Annotated in this window: 11 protein-coding genes and 1 pseudogene; 4 read left to right on the forward strand and 8 right to left on the reverse strand. The window is 69.3% G+C overall.

Annotated features, from left to right (window positions below; all coding sequences use genetic code 11):
• Nucleotides 1-191: 191 nt before the first annotated feature.
• The 4 genes from AAW13_RS39280 to AAW13_RS39300 form a co-directional block, all read right to left on the reverse strand.
• Complete coding sequence (locus AAW13_RS39280; protein WP_046732457.1) at nt 192-2999, reverse strand: FG-GAP repeat domain-containing protein; 2808 nt, start codon at nt 2997-2999, stop codon at nt 192-194.
• 788 nt (nt 3000-3787) lie between these two features.
• Nucleotides 3788-5362, reverse strand: a complete 1575-nt coding sequence (locus AAW13_RS39290) for a COG1361 family protein (protein WP_046732456.1) — start codon at nt 5360-5362, stop codon at nt 3788-3790.
• An 86-nt stretch (nt 5363-5448) separates the two neighbouring features.
• A complete protein-coding gene (locus tag AAW13_RS39295) occupies nt 5449-6216 on the reverse strand; it encodes an alpha/beta hydrolase (protein ID WP_240528867.1) in 768 nt (255 codons plus the stop codon).
• Nucleotides 6217-6540: 324 nt separating this feature from the next.
• Nucleotides 6541-7578 (reverse strand): saccharopine dehydrogenase family protein, encoded by a 1038-nt coding sequence (locus AAW13_RS39300; protein WP_206306358.1) that lies wholly within the window; start codon nt 7576-7578, stop codon nt 6541-6543.
• Nucleotides 7579-7705: 127 nt separating this feature from the next.
• Between AAW13_RS39300 and AAW13_RS39305 the strand changes: the two genes are divergently transcribed.
• Nucleotides 7706-8641 carry a helix-turn-helix domain-containing protein gene (locus tag AAW13_RS39305; protein WP_046732453.1) on the forward strand — a complete coding sequence of 312 codons (936 nt, stop codon included), beginning with the start codon at nt 7706-7708 and terminating at the stop codon, nt 8639-8641.
• An 884-nt stretch (nt 8642-9525) separates the two neighbouring features.
• Here the strand turns inward: AAW13_RS39305 and AAW13_RS39315 are convergent.
• Entirely contained in the window at nt 9526-10089 is a 564-nt protein-coding gene (locus AAW13_RS39315) for a GNAT family N-acetyltransferase (RefSeq protein ID WP_046732451.1), read from the reverse strand.
• A gap of 174 nt (nt 10090-10263) precedes the next feature.
• Nucleotides 10264-10647: a hypothetical protein gene (locus tag AAW13_RS39320; RefSeq protein ID WP_143145076.1), complete on the reverse strand. Its 384-nt coding sequence runs from the start codon at nt 10645-10647 to the stop codon at nt 10264-10266.
• 148 nt (nt 10648-10795) lie between these two features.
• On the opposite strand from AAW13_RS39320, the gene AAW13_RS39325 reads away from it, so the two are divergent.
• Nucleotides 10796-11095: a trypco2 family protein gene (locus AAW13_RS39325; protein WP_046732449.1), complete on the forward strand. Its 300-nt coding sequence runs from the start codon at nt 10796-10798 to the stop codon at nt 11093-11095.
• Nucleotides 11096-11143: 48 nt separating this feature from the next.
• Here AAW13_RS39325 and AAW13_RS39330 read toward each other — a convergent pair whose 3' ends face one another.
• Nucleotides 11144-14617, reverse strand: a complete 3474-nt coding sequence (locus AAW13_RS39330; RefSeq protein WP_167391782.1) for a S1 family peptidase — start codon at nt 14615-14617, stop codon at nt 11144-11146.
• 432 nt (nt 14618-15049) lie between these two features.
• On the opposite strand from AAW13_RS39330, the pseudogene AAW13_RS47900 reads away from it, so the two are divergent.
• Together AAW13_RS47900 and AAW13_RS39340 are read left to right on the forward strand one after the other, a co-directional pair.
• A pseudogene (locus AAW13_RS47900) lies at nt 15050-15172 on the forward strand (SDR family oxidoreductase); the annotation flags it as partial.
• Between the two features lie 433 nt (nt 15173-15605).
• Nucleotides 15606-16406, forward strand: coding sequence for an SDR family NAD(P)-dependent oxidoreductase (locus AAW13_RS39340; RefSeq protein ID WP_046732447.1), 801 nt, complete (start codon nt 15606-15608; stop codon nt 16404-16406).
• A 39-nt stretch (nt 16407-16445) separates the two neighbouring features.
• On the opposite strand, the gene AAW13_RS39345 is transcribed toward AAW13_RS39340, so the two are convergent.
• Nucleotides 16446-17030 (reverse strand): TetR/AcrR family transcriptional regulator, encoded by a 585-nt coding sequence (locus tag AAW13_RS39345; RefSeq protein ID WP_079179144.1) that lies wholly within the window; start codon nt 17028-17030, stop codon nt 16446-16448.
• Between the last annotated feature and the right edge of the window lie 96 nt (nt 17031-17126).

Below are 17126 nucleotides of genomic sequence, written 5' to 3' on the forward strand. Positions count from 1 at the left end.
TCTGGGGAAAGCCGGGTTCGAGGCCGCGTGAAGGTGGCTGTTCTGTTGCGGACGGCTGCGGCTTCCCAGCCCGGGTTTGTCGACCGGCGCCGGGCGGCCCGCGATGCGGGCCCCTGCCGGCAGCGGGATGTCGATGATCCTCCCCACGCCTGGGCACGAAGCCTGTCACGACTCGGCCGGGAAATTCCCTCCTAGAAGAGGCTCTTGTAGCCCTGCCAGCCGCCCGCGATCTTTGTGCGAGGTCCGAACGACCCCTTGCCGTCACCGCTGTTGCGCCAGACGTTGCCCGCGCTGTCCCGGGAGACCAGGTCGGCTCTGCCGTCTCCGGTCATGTCCCCGACGCCGACCACCGCGTTGTACGAGCCACCCCAGTTGGTGAACAGCTTCACCCGCGCCGTGAATGTGCCGTTGCCCTTGCCGTAGTACCGGTACACGTTGTTCGACGTGTCCTGGGCGAGCAGGTCGCCGATACCGTCGCCGTTCAGGTCTCCGGCTCCCACGACCTTCTTGTACGTCTTCCAGTTGGCGTAGAGCTGCGCCCGGGCCGACAACGTACCCGTGCTGGTGCCCTTGTAGAGGTACACGGCCCCGGTCGAGGAGTTGCGCGCGATCAGGTCCGGGCGACCGTCCTTGTTCACGTCACCGGGCGCGGTCAGCACGTCGTACTGGTTCCAACCGGACGTGCCCAGCGAGGTGTACGGCGTCGACGGCTTGACCGCCGCCCCGCAGCCCGGCTTGTACAGGCGCAGAGCGCCGGTGCTCAGCTTGACCAGTACGTCGTTGCACCGGTCCCCGCTCAGATCGCCGAACGAGACGAACCTGGCGCTCGTCGGCCACCCGCTGCCGCTCACCTTCCCCGAGAACGTGCCCGTGCCAGTGCCCTGCTGGAAAGTCAACGTGCCCGAGGTATCGAGGGTGAGCAGGTCGCCGATGCCGTCCCGCCCCGCGTGATCGCGCCGCACAGGTGCGGCGAGAGTCCCGGCCGGCAGCAGATGGACGCGTTCGCCGGCGTCCACGAAGGCCACGCGGCCGCTCTCAGCGTCCAGGGTCCAACGGATCCGTCGGTCCGAGGCGCTGCCTTCGGGCATGAGGTTCTGGGTCATGGGAAGATCCGCCAGATCGGAGGTGACCGCCTGCCCGGAGCGGACGTCGGTGCGCACCAGCTTGCCGCGCTCGTTGTCATGGCGCACCAGGAACCCGTCGGCCAGCAGCACGTCCCCCACGGGCACGTCCACCGACCGTCCGCGGGAGCGGTCGAAAACGCCGGCCTTTCTCTGCGCGGCACACGCCCAGTAGACGAAACGGCCGCTGACCTGTAGCTCGCTGGGCACGCACGCCGAGCCGACGTTGACGTCGACCGCCGCGGCCGTCGAGCCGAGGCGACTCATCGACAGGTGCCCGGCGGTGGACGTCGTGGTCCACAGCTGTCCGTCCCACAGGGTGGCGGCCACGGCCGTGCGTGTCGACACGACCTCGGACTGCGTCCAGTCGACGAGGAACTGCTTGCGGTTCGGGCCGCCCGAGAGCAGCGCGTACCGTCCTTCCGCGGCGCTCACGTCTCCGTAGAAGCCGTCAACCGTCACCGTCTGGACCTCACCGGTGGGTGTACGGCGGTGTACCAGCCCGGAGTTGTCCAAGTCGTTGTAGACGACGGATCCGTCGCCCGCGCCGAACAGCCGCACACAGCTGTACGTGACAGTGCACGGCTTGACCCATCCGCCGGCCTGACGGACCGGCCCCACCTGGGGGACCGCGTCAGCCGACACGGTGCGCGTGTTGAACATGACGTCGTAGGACGGGGACGAGGTCTGGTCGGTCCAGGCAAGCGTGCCGCCCACCAGCGACAGCCCGTCGACAGGCGCGGGCACCGGTGGCAGGTCCATCAGCTCATCGGCGACGATCTGCCCGTCAGGCGCCTCGGACAGCCGGAACATGCCCCAGTGCGCCCTGTCGGGACCGCCCACCACGACAGCTGATCCGTCCGCCGACGCGTGGATCCAGCCGTCCATCTGCGGAAGCAGCGTGCGCCATTCCCCGGCGTCGGTCAGGGGGCGGGTGAGCACAGCACGAGTCTCGTCTCCGTAGGTGGCCACCACGACGTCGTCACCGACGACCGTGAAGTCGGTCTTCCCCGCGGTGCCCTGGGCCGGAACAGTGATCACCGGTCCGTCCAGCGCGTCGCGGCGCAGCAGCCGTGCACCGGCGCCCGGGTACCACCAGCCGACGTAGTCCTCACTCAGGACGGGCAACCGGGCCGAGTTCGCGTTGTAGGGAGCGAACACCTTCGTCCAGGTCCCGTCTCGGACGTCGACGAGCACGAGCTGGTCGAGGAAGACCTGGGGGTCCTCGGTCGGCACGCGGTAGCGCAGCAGCAGCGAGCGGTCATCCCGCCCGCCCGACGCGAGGAGCTTGGCGTCGGCGGGCCAGCCGGTCACCTTCGTGTCCTCGGTGCTGCCCCCGGCGGTCCGCTTCAGCAGGTGCAGTTCGCGTACGTTGGCCGAGCTGCCCAGGTATGCGACCACCACACCCTCGCCGGCCGTCCCGGCATAGGTCAGACCCGTCGGGACGGTCACCGAGCCTCTGTCCTCGCCGGAGCCCATCGCGCGAAATCGCACGACGCGTCGGCCCTCGGCGTCGGTCGTCAGGGTGTAGGCGGAGTCCGACTGGGCGAGCCCACTGGGCTGCTGAGCGTCGGCGAACTCGGTCACCTCCCGGGTCCGGTGCCTCGCGTAGTCGGTCCAGAGCAAGCCACTGGATCCCTCGGGATTCGACAGCACACCCGTGTCTCCGAAACCCATGAACACCGGGTTGCGCGTGGCGCTCCGGTCCGCGGCGGGAAGCACGACTTCGCCCGCCCCGACGACCTGGTCAGCCCCGATGGCCGCCGCCATCCCCATCGGTACCGCGCCCGGAGCACCCGCGGCGAGGGCGATGGTCACGGCCAGGGCCGCACCCCCTCTGCCGAACAGACAGCGTCGCACGATCTTGCTGACCCCCACGGAACCCCCGGTCCCCTCACCCTGACAGCTGTGCCCCCGACAGCACCGACTGCTGTGAATGAAATGTGCATGCCCTGAGCGGGCGACGGGAGCTTATCAGTGCACGCCAATGGGGTCGCCGCGCTTACGGGGACAGCGGAAATCGGAGGTGAAGCACGCACGTCGTACCGAGGGTGGTTCCGTCGCGGGCGTGGAGGCCGAAGCCGCTGGTGCACACCCGCCTCATGCGCTAGCGGCGGCCGTGGAGGCCGGACAGCGGATCACCGCTGAAGTGACGGCCGTTGATCTGGACGAGGGCCGGGTGCGGCTCGCGATGACCGCCACCGAGAACCCGGAACTCCGGGCGTTCCTGACATCACGGGACTGGTGCATCTTCGAGAACTCACCTGGACACCCGTGGAGACCCCAGAAGACGTCCTTCATGCCGGTGACGAGACCACGGTCGTCGTCACCGGCATCGACCGTCCACGGCGCAGGCTGGTTCTCTCCCGACGTCAGGGCTCGTCCGACCCCCGGTGGCACCTGGTTGTCGCGCCGTTTCCCCTGCGCGAAAGCTCCAGCCCTCCAGCCTGCGAGGTGAAGGCGAGGCCCCGGTCTCAACCTGCGAACCGATGCGGTCACAGCACTGGGCGAGCGCGCTGTCGTACCGGCCGAACGGGTCGCCGACGACCTGCTCCGCGCTCAAGAACGGGTCGTCGGGCAAGGCGATGCGGTCATGCTCGGCACGGCGTGATAGGCCTCGCTGGGCAGGGTGCAGGGTGCAGGGGGCGACGGGGAAGCCGTCGTGCTCAGCGTGAGCGTCGGCGCCTCCGGGTCGCCAGAGCCGCGACGAGCACGAACACCCCGAGGGCGATCCCGGCAGTCGCCCAGAGGCCTGGAGTGGCCCAAGCCGGGCCCGGCCACACGGACACCGCGACGTCGGCGCTGTCGTTGGCGGTCTTCGGGTCGTTGCTCGGATGGTGGCTGTCGCCGTCGGCGACGGTGACCCGTCCGCCACGATGCGCCATCTCCTTGTCGATACGGAGGGTGAAGGGGAAGGTCGTGGTGGCTCCCGCCTTCCCCGCCTGTGCTGTACACACGTATCGGCGGGCGCTGGGCTGCCTCACGGACGCTTCGGCAAGGGGCGAGCCGTCGGTGGCGAGGGCCCGGCAGACCTGGTCGATCACCTCCTCGTCCCGCTCGGGGTCGTACGGCGACGATACGACGGTGGTGCCCGCCGGAACGGCGAACTCGACCTTGACCTTGGCCGGAAGCGCGCCTGGGCCGTCGTTGCGTACGCCGACCCGCACGTCCGCCCGACTGCCGACGGGCCCCCTCGCGGTGTCGGCGAGCGCCACCAGGTCGCTGGTGCTGCGCACGGCGAGCTGGAGGTGCGCTGCGCTCTCGCCCCTCGCGTGCGGCGCTGTCGCGTCCTTGCCGTCCTCCTGGCCGGCCTCGGGGACGTAGCGGAGTGCGGATCCCTGTCCGGACTCGTACTGCGAGGCTGTCTCTTGCGGCGGGACGTAGTCCTGACCGAGGCCGGCGGCCTCGAAGGTGACGGTCGGGTAGGTGGCGTCGTCGGCGAGCGTGAAAGCTTCGGGAGCGGCGAGGTGGTAGGACGCCCCGGGCGGGATGACGACATCATCGGCGGGCAGCCGGCACCAGGCCGATGTGGTGCCGCGATAGAGGCAGTTGCGGTGCTTGCCCGCCATCCGGAGACCGTCGCGGGTACCGATGAAGAGCGAGACTCCGCGAGCGGGGACGTCCCCGGTGTTGCGCAGGGTCAGGGAGACGGCGACCCGTCCGCCCGGCGTCAGGTCGTCCCGGTCCGCCCGAGTCTCGACGGTCAGCGTCGGCTTGCCGACGACGATGCGGGTGCTCGCCGTGACACTCGGCAGGCCCGGCGAGGTCAACCGGTAACGCAGCACTGCCGAGTCGCCTGCCTCGGCGCCATCCGCGGGACTCACGCGGAAGGACTGTCCGCTCCCGCCGTGCCGGCGATCGACCAGTTCACCGTCGCAGCGGAAAGTGGGCAGCCGGACCGGGCAGTTGTCCTGACCTGTTTTGAGGACGGCGACGCCCCTGAGGTCCGTCGCGTCAAAGGCGACCGTGTAATGGCCCGATCCCTGCTCCCCGAATTGCTCCTTGATGGCGAACCTCGAGCTCGGGTTGTCCTCGGGATCACGCGAGACGTAGAAGACGGAGGGCACATCGAGCTCGGGACGGGATGTGTCCGACGAGGCCGAGCAGCCGAGGAGCCCCGCCAGCACGCCGATGACGAGGACCACCACCGCGACCGCCACCTGGAAGGACCGGATCGGGCGCGAGGCACCTCTGCCCGGTATTCGCTGGACCTTGTTGGTGACGCGCTTCGACGTGTGCACGACGGTTACTCTGCCATGGCGCCAGAGTGACGGGATGGTTGACGCCGGACGGTGTCACGGCCAGACTCACGCCGGTGCGGCCAGACTCAAGCCGGTGTCAGGGACGGGAGGGCCGAGGGAATGCATGGATCGCCCGGCGGAGCTCCGGATCCCGTTCCAGGCAGCGTACGCAGGCCCTCGTTCAACGCGTATGACAGGGCCGACCCGTGGGTCTGCCTGGGGTACAGGCGGAAGGTGAACTCCAGGGACGGGTAGTTGCGCGGTCGCAGCAGCTGCGACATTCGGGTCATCGATCCGACGATGTCGGCGGCAGCCAGGTAAGGATCTGTGAGTTCCGCTTCGTCTGCGCCGAGGAACACCTTCGCCGCCAGGTCTTTGTGGGTGGTGGCATAGTCGGCCTCGAGCGTGAACAGCAGATCCTCGCAACCGCTGAGGGCGCGGCTGCTGGCCAGACAGCGGCCGAAGGCCGCCGGCCGGGAGAGCAGGGCGAAGCCGACGAAGTGTCCGCCGCCGGAGAACCCCACAAGACCGTGGCCGTCGTCGAACCGGAACTCAGTCGCCAACCGCGGGCGCAACTCGTCGACCAGGAACGACAGCAGTGCATCGGCGCCACCGCCCGTCGGCATCTCGTTGGACCGTGCTTCCATACGAGTTCCGCCGGGCCCTGCATTGACCCATTTCGACATCGGATAGAAGCCGTGTGTCCCGACGACGAGCGGGAAGCTGAGGGACGCGTCCGTCACCCACAGGACGGGGTAGCTGCGGTCACCGTGCTCGTGCGACGGGGGGAGCGCGATGCGCACGTCATGCGGCCAGGGCACATCATTTCCCTGCATCCGTCTGGTGGACAGCACCTGATATGTGTGCCGGGGTAGGGACACAACTACTCCCTGCTGAAACCAATGTTCGAACATTCGATCAGGCGCTTTCACGTGTGGGAGAGCGCTCTGGTCAGCCGGCGGTCGAGGAGCCGCACACCGAGCGGCCCGTAGCCGGGTCTCTCACTCTGACTCCGGACGGACCCGGCATGTTCGGCATGGACCCGATTCGCATCTGCTCCGCAGGTTGTGGGCGGCCACCAAAGATTCCCCACGCACGGCCAATCGGGATGTGAACCTCGGTGATCGAAGCGGCGACTTGGCGGATCCCCGGGCGTGTATTTGTGAGGAGCGTCGTGTTCAGGTGTTCTGCGGGTGGAGGTCGAGTGCGATGTGCGGGACGAGTGCGTGCAGGAAGTCCGGTGCGTCGAAGATCTCGCCGGCGGAGGCGACGCCAACAGTTCTGGTGCGGCCGGTCAGGACGCGTTCGAGAGCCTCCACAGACAGGGGCGCGGTGACGGCGTAGATGTCCTGGCCGCCGGCCGTGGCCCGGCGTTCGGCTCCGCCCGAGCGCACGACGACGTCGACCAGGAAGGTCTGGTCGGAGCGCCCTTTCGGGTCGGTGGCGGTCGGGGCCGGTGTGTGGGGTGCGGCGAGGTCGCGGACCGCTTCGGCGGTCATATAGGTGGTCACGTCCGGGATGGACAGGTGCTGGGGGACGGTGACGACGTCCGCCATCGTGAACTCCCCGATCACGTCCCGGGGTCCCATCGGTTGCGGGAAGGTCCACTCCAGGGTGGGCGCGGCGTCGGTGCGCTGCTCCCACTGTCCGCCGCGGTAGCGCAGGCGGACCCCGCCGCGCCGCTCGCGGGAGACGGCACCGGACAGGCGGGTGCCGGTGGTGGGGTGCCAGCTGCTGAGCGCGTAGGCGATGTGGGCCTCGTCGGCTGTGGTCCAGTCGCCCATCGCCGCGCTGACCAGCAGGTCGCCGAGGCCGCCGAAGAAGGCCATGGCCGGGACGATCACCGCTCCCTCGTCCCGGGCCCGCTCGCGGTAGTGGGCGAAGGTGTCGAGATTCGTCTCGAGTTCGGCAGCCACGTCCAGGTACGGGATCTTCGCACGGAGCGCGGCTTCGATCACGGGGCCGGTGGTCGTCGCGAAGGGGCCGGCGCAGTTGATGACCGCCGCTGTTCCCGCCAGGGCACGGTCCAGCGAGGCCGCATCGTCGACCGATGCCACCCGGGCCTCAAGTCCGAGCTCGTCGGCCAGCTCCTGCACGGCCTGCGCGTTGCGCCCGGACGGTACCGGGACGAACCCCCGCGCGGCCAGTTCCGCGACCACGAACTTCCCGGTGTGACCGTAGGCTCCGAACACCGCAACCAGCTGACCTGACCCCATGAGACCGCTCCCTTGTACCCGAACACCGCTGCCCTGTCGGTCCGCCGCGGCCTGACACTCACATCCTGGCCTCGTGGCAGCAGCCCGCACGAGCGTCGGAAACGACATGGCACGTACAGTTTCGGACATGCCCACCGTCGCGCTGGCCGTCACCGACGGCATGTTGCACTACGAACTGTCCGTGGCCGTCGAGGCGTTCGGAGCCGACCTGGCCCACATCGTGGACCCCTGGTACGACTTCTGGCTCTGCGGGAGCGGCCCGGTGCGTGTCGGCCGCTTCCGCCTCGAACCCGACCACGGACTCGGCCACCTCGCGCACGCGGACACAGTGATCGTGCCCGGCTGGGCCGACACGGACCGCGAACCACCCGCCGAACTGGTCGACGCGGTGCGCGCCGCCCACGCGGCCGGCGCTCGCGTCGCCTCCCTGTGCACAGGCGCCTTCGTCCTGGGCGCGGCCGGACTGCTCGACGGAAAACGCGCCACCACACACTGGGCTCACACTCGGGAACTGGCCCGGCGTCACCCAGCGGCCACCGTCGATCCGGACGTTCTCTACGTCGACAACGGCGACATCCTCACCTCCGCGGGCAAGGCCGCCGCCATGGACCTCTGCCTGCACCTCATCCGCCTCGACCACGGCTCAGCCAACGCCAACAAGATCGCCCGCCGTCTGGTCGTCCCACCCCACCGCGACGGCGGCCAGGCCCAGTTCATCTCCACCCCCCTTCCCGCCCCGGGCAACCACCCCCTGGCAGAACTCTTCCCTTGGGCGCTGGAACGACTGAACCAGCCGCTCACCGTGGAAGACCTCGCCCGCCAGGCCCGAATGAGCTCGCGCAACCTCGCCCGCCACTTCAAACACGTCACCGGCACCACACCACTGCAATGGCTCCACACCCAGCGCATCCGCCACGCCCAGGAACTCCTGGAAACCACCAACGCCACCATCGACACCATCGCCACGGCCACCGGCATGGGCACCGCCACCACCCTGCGCAGACACTTCCACCGCAGCGTCGGTGTCCCACCCGACACCTACCGCCGCACATTCCGCCCCTGAAAACGAGTCCCAGGAAATCCGACACCTCACGATCGGTAGCCATCGGTAGCCATCAGTGGCCAGTGGGCTCCCCACCAACTGCCCACCGACGGGGAGTTACAACTGGCCAGCGTTACGTGCCGCAGCGCGGCATTCGCACGGCTGTAGGCGCGCAGGTTCGATCGCAGGCGGCCGATGTCCGGACTCCGTCCAGGTGTGTGTTGGCGTTGTTCGGTGGGCAGGCCGGCCAGGTGCTGGGTGGAGTTCCCCTGGAAGGCGACGAAGCCCTCGCTGACCGGTTTGCCGCCCTGCGGCTGGGCGAGCACGTCGGGAGGGCTGCCGGCCGGAGGCAGCGATGGCCGCGCTCACGGCCAGGGTGTGCTGGACGAGCGGACGAAGTCGCCTGCTGGCGCGCGGAGCAAGCTGAGCGAGCCGAACAACCCATCTGAGACGGTGGAGACCAAGCAGCGGCAAGCGACCGCTCGCAGGAAGCGTTCGAAGAAGCACAACAGACGTTCCATACCTCCAACTCCGGTTGAGTGAAGTATTTCGGCCGGCGACGACGCCGGCCGTGCTGCTGGACCGCAGGTGATCAAGCCGTGGCGTGCAAGCGGCCAAGCGCCTTGGGTGCCGCGCGTCGAGCGCTTCGTCGACCAGGTCGGCGACGAACCGGGCGAGGTGGTCCTCGAGCAGCCGGTCGTCCAGCGACGGAGGCAGCAGCAGGGCCTGGTGCGGGTCGAAGGCCTGAATGGACCTGTCCACCGCCGCCGGACGGCCCTCAGACCGCTTCTTCTCGACCGGCTCGACCTCGAACAGCCCATCCCCGCCACGCATGCTGTGATCACCTCGCGTGGAAGACCGCGGAGCGCAGCGGGGAACCGCCTGGCCGTCGTGTGAGGCAGTGGTCAGCTCTGCCGGCGGAAGTCCAGCATGTAGAAGACCTTGTCGTAGCGGTGGTCGCCGACGGCGACGAAGTCGGGGAGGCGGCCGTATTCGGTGAAGCCCAGCGACCGGTAGAGGTGCAGGGCACTGGTGTTGTCGCCACGGGCGTCCAGGGTGAGGACCTCGATACCCCTCTCCCGTGCGTCAGCGATCAAGGCGGCGGTCAGTGCCCTGCCGACGCCACGACCATGGGTCGCAGCAGCTACCGCGATCTTCTCCAGATCGGCGTGTGGCCGATGCGTCGGTCGGGCGTAGCGCAGCCAGTACCCCAACCCGACGAGCCGACGGTCAACGTAAGCGGCCCGCAAGGCCGCATCCCCGGCCTGCACCGCGGAGACGACGTGGCCGAGAAGTTCCGCTACCTCATCCCGCGAGGGTGGTTCGACCCAGCCCAACGCGGCACCTCCACTGACCAGGTCCGCCAGGATCTGGTGGGCCGACTCCGCAAACCGGACCTTCAGCTCCGGATCGGAAGTCAGCTCCATGGCGTCAAGGATGGCGGGCTCCGTGGTCACACCGCTGGTCATGGCCGGATTCATGACCGGCAGCCTAACCAGCCCACGGCCCAGCCGAGACCGCGCGCTCCAGCCTCGGCTACAGCCAAGCCGTTACGGACCGAAGCTCCTGGCCTTCCCTGGCGAAGGCGGACGTTGCCTGCTGCGGCACCGGCATCGCCTGCACCCGCGTCTGCCTGTGTCGCCTCACTCGCTGATATGCCGCCGCAACGGCTTGACTGCCAGGTCATGGTCGTAGTGAAGGGCGAGGTCCATGGGCGTTTGCCCGGCGGGGTCCGGGAGCTGCGGGTCGGCGCCGAAAGCCAGGTTGTCGCATACCACCGCTTGATGGGCCGGTGTCCAGGTGTTCTCCATGGCGGAATTCAACCGTCGCCGCACCAGCGCGGGCCGCACCTTGTCCAGCCCCTGACCACCGAATGAGATGACTTTTTGAGCCCAACGACCGCTCATGCAGGCTGCGTTGATGCGTGCTGTGTAGGCGGCGGGCGCCTGCCTGCGGCAGTTCGGGAACCGGCGCGGACGGGCCGTCGTCACCGCCTCCACCACCAGGATGCCTGAGGAGTCGCTCACGCCCTCCAACCGCACATCGATCCCGGGAACAGCACTTCCTCAATCGTCCTGCTCGCCACGGTGGGAAGTATGTCGGCGGAACGATCCCGCTGTGGGGAGTCCTACGCTTGCTGGCAGTCGCGCCGGCGGTTTCAGAGGGGGACAGCTCGTGATCGAACTGGGCAGTGTCATCAAGGATTTGCGGTCGGAGTTGCAGGCTGCGATCGAGGCGGGCGAGGACGAGGACCTTCGTTTCGAGCTCGGGCCGATCGAGCTGGAGGTTTCCGTTGCTGTGGAGCGGTCGGGCAGCGGCGGGGGCAAGGTCCGCTTCTGGGTGGTCGATCTGGGGGGTGAGCGCAGGAAGGACGCGTCGAACACGCAGAGGATCAAGCTTTCCCTCACCCCGAGGCTGGCCGGGACTGACCGGGCTCCGCAGATCGCGGGCCATGCCGGGGCCGACGAGGAGTAGCCCGTACGCCGGGGCCGGCCCTGTACGGCGGCTTTTGATCGTCGCGGGTCAGGGGTGGGTGTCCTGCCCGAGCGCACGCTTGTGGATCCAGGCGCGCACTCGGGTCAGGTTCCGGCGCTCCGAGCGGCTGCGCCCGGGTTCGAGGGTCAGCTGGTCCAGGAGGGTGAGCGCGCGGTCGCAGCCGATGAGCGTCAGGGCTCTGACAGCGTCGCGTCGGTAGCGGAAGCCCATCGCCGGGTCTGTGGCGAACGCCTCGAGAACCTCCTGTGCGCGCGGGTCACCGAGCCGCGCGAGCTGCCAGGCCGCGGTGACGCGCCACAGGTCACGGTATTGCCCTCGGTGTTGCGCGCCGCTGGCGACGTCGAACAGGAGGTTCGCCGCGGCTGGATCGTCCAGGCTGTTGATCAGACCCTCGGGCAGCGCTGTCGTGGGTGCCTCGTTCAGCTGGACGGCAGGTGCAGGTGCAGGTGCAGGTGTCGAGGCGGGCGACCAGGTGTCGCTGATCATCTCGGTGATGAGGTGAGTGATCTTGCTCCTCAGCCAGCTTTCGTCGTCGCCGCGGACGTACGTTTCGGGTGTGTCGTCGCAGGCGGCCTCTTCCACGGCGTCGAGTGCGTTGTTGATGTAGATGCGTGCGATGTTCGGCAGGCCGGCTGCTGCGCGTATTTCCCGCAGCAGGGCCTGGGCCCGGGCGTGGTCGATTTTGCCGAGAGCCTGGGCCAGGCGCTGCTCGACTGGGCCGAACCGGAAGCCGACGGCGTGCAGAGCTGATTCGAGCAGGCTGATGGCCGCGGCCCGGTCCACCCGGGCGAGGTTGCGGACGACGGATATCTGGACGTGTGAGTGTCCGAGGCGCTCTCGCAGGGGCTCGTCCGGGGATCGCTCGTCAAAACGCTGACGGAACCAGATCAGTCCGCGCGACGGGTCCAGTTGGTAGAGCAGCCGTGCCGCCCTGAAACGGTCGTGCTCGCGCAGGGCTTGCTGATCGGCGACAGCTGTCAGCACCTGCGCTGCCCGGGTCAGGTCGTGGGAGGCCAGCTCGCGGACGGCTTCGAACCGGTACCCCATGTATGTGTGCTGGGTGGCAAGGGATTCGAGCGCCGAAAGCCCGGCATCGCGGTCCATCCTGGCCAGGATCCGTGCGGCCTCGAACCGTTCCCTTCCGCTGTCGTCCTTCTTCCTCACCTGGCTGGTGGCGGCTGCCAGCCTGGTGAGCGCCTGCTGCCGTACCGCGTCCGGCAGGCCGACGCCCAGCTTCTGGAGCTCCGCGAGCATCTGACAGGCGTCGAGTTGCGTGCGCCGGGCGCCCAGGAGCCGAAGAAGATCCGTCGTCGCGTCTGCCGGGTCACAGCCGCCGGGGTCGAGGACGAACCCGAAGTAGGACAGGTCCTGCACATCCGGCGCGGTCCAGCGGACGTGCACGGGCGGGATCGTGCGGCGAAGCCGCAGAGCCTCGTGCAGGATGCGGACGCGCTCACGGCGGTCCGTGACAGCCTGGCGGGCGGCCAGGTAGTCCTGGATCGTCAGGTGCAGGAAGTCGTGATCCGTACCGCGCGGGGTCATCAGGCCACTGCGCCGCAGCAACGAGTCGAGGAAGTCGCGCCAGGACGCCGGGGGGACTCCGGCCGGACCGCCGCCACCGGGCAGGTCCGTGATGATGTCGACGGCCGTGCGGCCTGCGCTGGATCCGTTCCGGCGCAGCTGAGCCAGCTCACCGAGCAGGCGAGGCAGGCTGAGGAGAAGCTTGTGCACATGGTCGGTCACTGCCGGGTTGTGCCGCCGCAGGCTGCGCTCGGCCTGGACCAGAACCCCGGACCGGCCCTCGTCGGCAAGCCGCGCGAAGAGCAGGTCGGTGAACTGCGCGTAGATCTCGCCGCGGCTTTCCGGCAGGTCGATGTCCTGCTGGTCGCCCAGGCCGTGCTGGTCTGCGGCCAGGCGGCACAGCATCGCGGTCAGCAGCGGCGTGGAGGCCACTTCGGCGAGCCGAGTGCGCCGCGCCAGCGCCGCCGAGAACCGGGCGGCCGCCTCACGCGCATCCGGCCGGCCGTATGTGCTGAACCAGGATGCGGCGACCTCCCGCACGTCGTGGGAGGAGAACGGCTGCAAGCCGTACCAGGGCACGGTGGGGCCGAGCAGTTCCAGCTCTCCCGCCGGCAGCGGCCGAGTGGCCACGGCGAAGCGCACGTGCGACCCCTGCGGCCCCCGGGCCAGGGCGGACACAGCGGTCAGCAAGCGTCGACGCAGAGCCGGATCGGTGATCTCGTCGAGCCCGTCGACCAAAAACACCCAGGGCACGTGCGGCCCGGGAGGACGCTGGAACAGCTGAGCGGGAAGAGCGGCGGCGAGGCCGTGCCACCTGAGTTCGGCTGTGACCGCCTCCGCTGCCGCGTCGAGCAGAGTGTGACCGCCGACCAGGTCCGCGGCCCGCACGAGCACCGGCACCGCGGAGTCCGTCGCGTCACGGCGCCAGCGGGTGAAGGAAGCGGCAGCCACCGTACGCAGAAGGCTCGACTTCCCCCCGCCCGGCCCGGCGACGACAGCACAGCTGCCGGCCAGACCGAGGACGTCGGCAGCCTCGAGCCGCCTGCCATGCACACCCAGCTCAAGCTCAGGCCCATCCGCTCCCGCGGCGGGTGCGTCGTCGAGGCGCCGGGCCAGCTGCCTGAGGTACACGGCAGCCAACGGCGGAGCGAACCCGGCGGACGAGCCGAAGTAGGGCTGCGCCGCGACCGACCGCTCGGCAGCGGTCAGGTAGTCCTGCAAAACCTCAGCATGAGGGCCCAGCGTCACCGGCCGCGCGGCCAGGTGGGGAAAGCCGATCAGTGCGCGTAGTGCGGCGGCCTGCGGCGGCGTCAGCCGTGCCTGCCAACGGTCCACACGGCTCGCGGTCAACGTCCCGAGTCCGTCAGCGCGCCGGTGCTCACTGACCACACCGATGATTCTTCCCCGGCTCCAGACCGCGGCTCCGGACATGCCCTCCCACGGTGAACGCGCTGGGTCGGGGTCCGACTCCGGCGCAGCCACACGCAGTTCCAGTCCACCGTCGCGGAGGTTGGAGCCCGGCACGGCAGTGCCGTCCGCGTAGCGGCTGTCGCGGTACTCCGTCACCGAGGCATCGCCATGCACGGTCCGGCGCATTTTGAACCGGGGAAAGCCCACGGCCACGCAGGGAGCCGGCTCGTCGATCCGGCCGAAAGCGGCGCGCTGCGGCTGCGCCGCGTCCCGGTCCACGGCGGTACCGTCGTCGGGGATCCGCAGGACGGCCACATCGATGTCCCGGTCGCAGAACACCACAGTCCCGTGCAGCGTGCGCACGGAGCCGTCATCGAGCACGAAACGTACAGCGACCACCCCTGCGTCGCCTACGACGTGCGCGGCAGTCAGCACCATGCCTTCGGCGACCTGATACCCCGAACCGCGCCACCCGGACGGAGCCGCCTCGTCCGCTCGGCGGCCTTCAACGCTCTGAGCCGGCCGGGCGATGATCTGTACGGCCCGGCGCGCTTCGAATCTGCCCGCCACGCTCCGATGGTCCCCGGCCGGGTCCGGCTCACTGCTCATCCGCGCCGGTTCCACCTACGACACCGGCCGGGAAATCCGCTCGCTCCCATGCGGTAACCCGCTCACGGCAACCCCCTCCGCTCGAGCACGATCGGACTATAGGGCGATGGATACGTCACCGTCTTGCGGATGAGGGGACATCGTGACACGCGCTTACGATTCGCGGGCCCTGCTAGCTCCCACAAGACGAAGTAGCGGCCAACAGCGTTCGCAGCGGTGCTCCACGCCGGCCTTCCGTATCACCCTGCCGCGGCTCGCGGCTCGCGGCTCGCGGCTTCGGGTCGGGGCCATCCCGCGGATGCGGGGAGCAGATCGTCTCACCGTTCGGCTGCTTCACGGCCATGGGACCACCCCCGCGGCTGCGGGGAGCCAATCACGACATCCTGCGGAGCAGACCGGTTCGGGCGGCCCGAAGAGATCGCTGCCGCGGTGGTCTGTCTCGCGAGTCCCCACGCCGACTGCATCAGCGGCGCGACCCTGCGCGTGGACGGCGGAACCATTCGCTCGGTGAACTGACACACCGCCCGCCCTGCGCAACAGGCTGGACCGGCCCCGACCTGCCATCGGTCTGGCACACCTGCCTGCAAGCTCCCGCAGGCGCGGCCTTCTCGGGGCTTGCCGCCCTCGGGCTCGGGTCGGTGATGCGCCGGACCCTTCTTTCGCCCTCACTTCTGCCGACTCTTTCGCCCTCGGGTTTCTGCCGACGGTCACTCCGGGCTTGCCCCTTGCGTGCCCCCGTTCAGCTCAGCGGGCTTTCCGGCCCCACCTGCGACCAACCCCGGCACCGCCCGCGGCCCCCGTTCCACCAGGGCGCACCCCCTGATCCACGACCCCGTAGAGGAGAAACCTCCGCCCGCCGGCCCTAGAAGTCTACGGCTGTATACTTAGATCTGTCGGTACACATCCCCTGCCGCCATGGCGCGGGGAACCCAAGAGGAAGACGTAGAACATGAACCTCAATCTGACCGGAAAGCGCGCGCTCGTCACCGGTTCGAGCCTCGGGCTCGGCGAAGCCACCGCGAAGCTCCTGGCGGCCGAGGGTGCCGCGCTCGTTATCCACGGGCGGGACAAGGAGCGGACCGAGCGGGTCGCGCGGGAGATCCGCGAGGCCGGCGGTAGTGCCACCACGGTGCTGGGCGACCTGGCCGACGACACCGCAGCCGCCGAGGTCGCCCGCGCGGCCACCGCGGACGGCCCTGTCGACATCCTCGTCAACAACGCGGGCTTCTACCGACACCTGTCCTGGGCGGAAGCAACTCCCGACGAGTGGCGTGACACCTACAACGTCAACGTCGTCTCGGCCGTGCGGATGATCCGGCACCTCGTCCCGGCGATGCGCCAGCGCGGCTGGGGCCGGGTGATCACGATCGGCGGCGGTCTGGCCTCCCAGCCGATGAACACCCACCCCCAGTACAACGCCACCCTGGCGGCCCGGCACAACCTCGCCGTGTCCCTGGCCCGCGACCTCAAGGGCACCGGTGTCACCTCGAACGTGGTCTCGCCCGGAGCGATCCTCGTCGAGGCCACCAAGGAACTCGTCACCCACATAGGCCCCGCCCGCGGATGGGGCGACACATGGGAGGAGATCCGCCCCAACGCCGTCAACGCCCTCATCCCCAACGACCAGGAACGCTTCGGCGAGCCGGACGAGATCGCGGCGGCGGTGGCCTACCTGTGCAGCGAGTACGCCCAGTACGTCAGCGGCGCCACCATCCGCGTCGACGGCGGACTCATCCGCTCCGCCTTCTGAGCAGGACACGGACAGGCCGAGCCAACTACCCGACCCTGCTCACTGCTTGTCGGATCCCTCCGTAAGGGGTTCGAGCATCGCCGCCAGCAGCTCGGCGACCTCCTCGTCATCGGCAGCGACGAGGGCGGTCGTGCCCACGACGGTCCGCATCAGCCAGGTCCCGGCGACCAGGGCCAGCCCGAGCTGGGCTCGTACCTCTGCCCCGGGCCCTGCCAGCAGCCCCGCCAGCCGGGCACCGGCATGCGCCTCGATGCTCTTGCGCAGGGCGTCCGTCGCCTCCGGGTCCGACACCGAGCGCAGCATCAGCAGGAACGGATCCAGGTCCTCGGCACCCGGCCCGGTGCGCTGGGCGAGAGTGTGCGCGATCGTCCGCGACAGCTCCCGGCGCTCGTCACCGACCACCGTCGCCGGCTCGAAGGCCCGGTCTACCGCCTCTGCGAACAATCGTTCCTTCGAGCCGAAGTAACGGTTGATCATCATTGCCGTCACACCGGCCCGCTCGGCGATCTGCCGGACTCCGGCCCTCGCGTAACCGTGCTCGGTGAACTCCACGACTGCCGCCGCGAGAATCGCCTCGCGTGTCGCGGCACCATCACGCTTACGACGGGCCTGCACTGCACTCATGGCAAGAGCATACGGTGGCTCGCCGCGAGCGACCGGCTCGCCGTCCATCACGAAGTTCGCGAACGCCGCTAGGCAGTTTCGTTTGGATCACCGGGC

Origin of the sequence: Streptomyces humi (genome assembly GCF_001005085.2) — a bacterium.
GTDB lineage: Bacteria > Actinomycetota > Actinomycetes > Streptomycetales > Streptomycetaceae > Streptomyces > Streptomyces humi.

What these genes read in the sequence shown, in the direction of transcription:
- AAW13_RS39300 (WP_206306358.1), bottom strand. Translation starts at nt 7,578, where the DNA reads ATGGGGTCAGGTCAGCTGGTTGCGGTGTTCGGAGCCTACGGTCACACC.
- AAW13_RS39305 (WP_046732453.1), top strand. Translation starts at nt 7,706, where the DNA reads ATGCCCACCGTCGCGCTGGCCGTCACCGACGGCATGTTGCACTACGAA.
- AAW13_RS39315 (WP_046732451.1), bottom strand. Translation starts at nt 10,089, where the DNA reads ATGACCAGCGGTGTGACCACGGAGCCCGCCATCCTTGACGCCATGGAG.
- AAW13_RS39340 (WP_046732447.1), top strand. Translation starts at nt 15,606, where the DNA reads ATGAACCTCAATCTGACCGGAAAGCGCGCGCTCGTCACCGGTTCGAGC.
- AAW13_RS39345 (WP_079179144.1), bottom strand. Translation starts at nt 17,030, where the DNA reads ATGAGTGCAGTGCAGGCCCGTCGTAAGCGTGATGGTGCCGCGACACGC.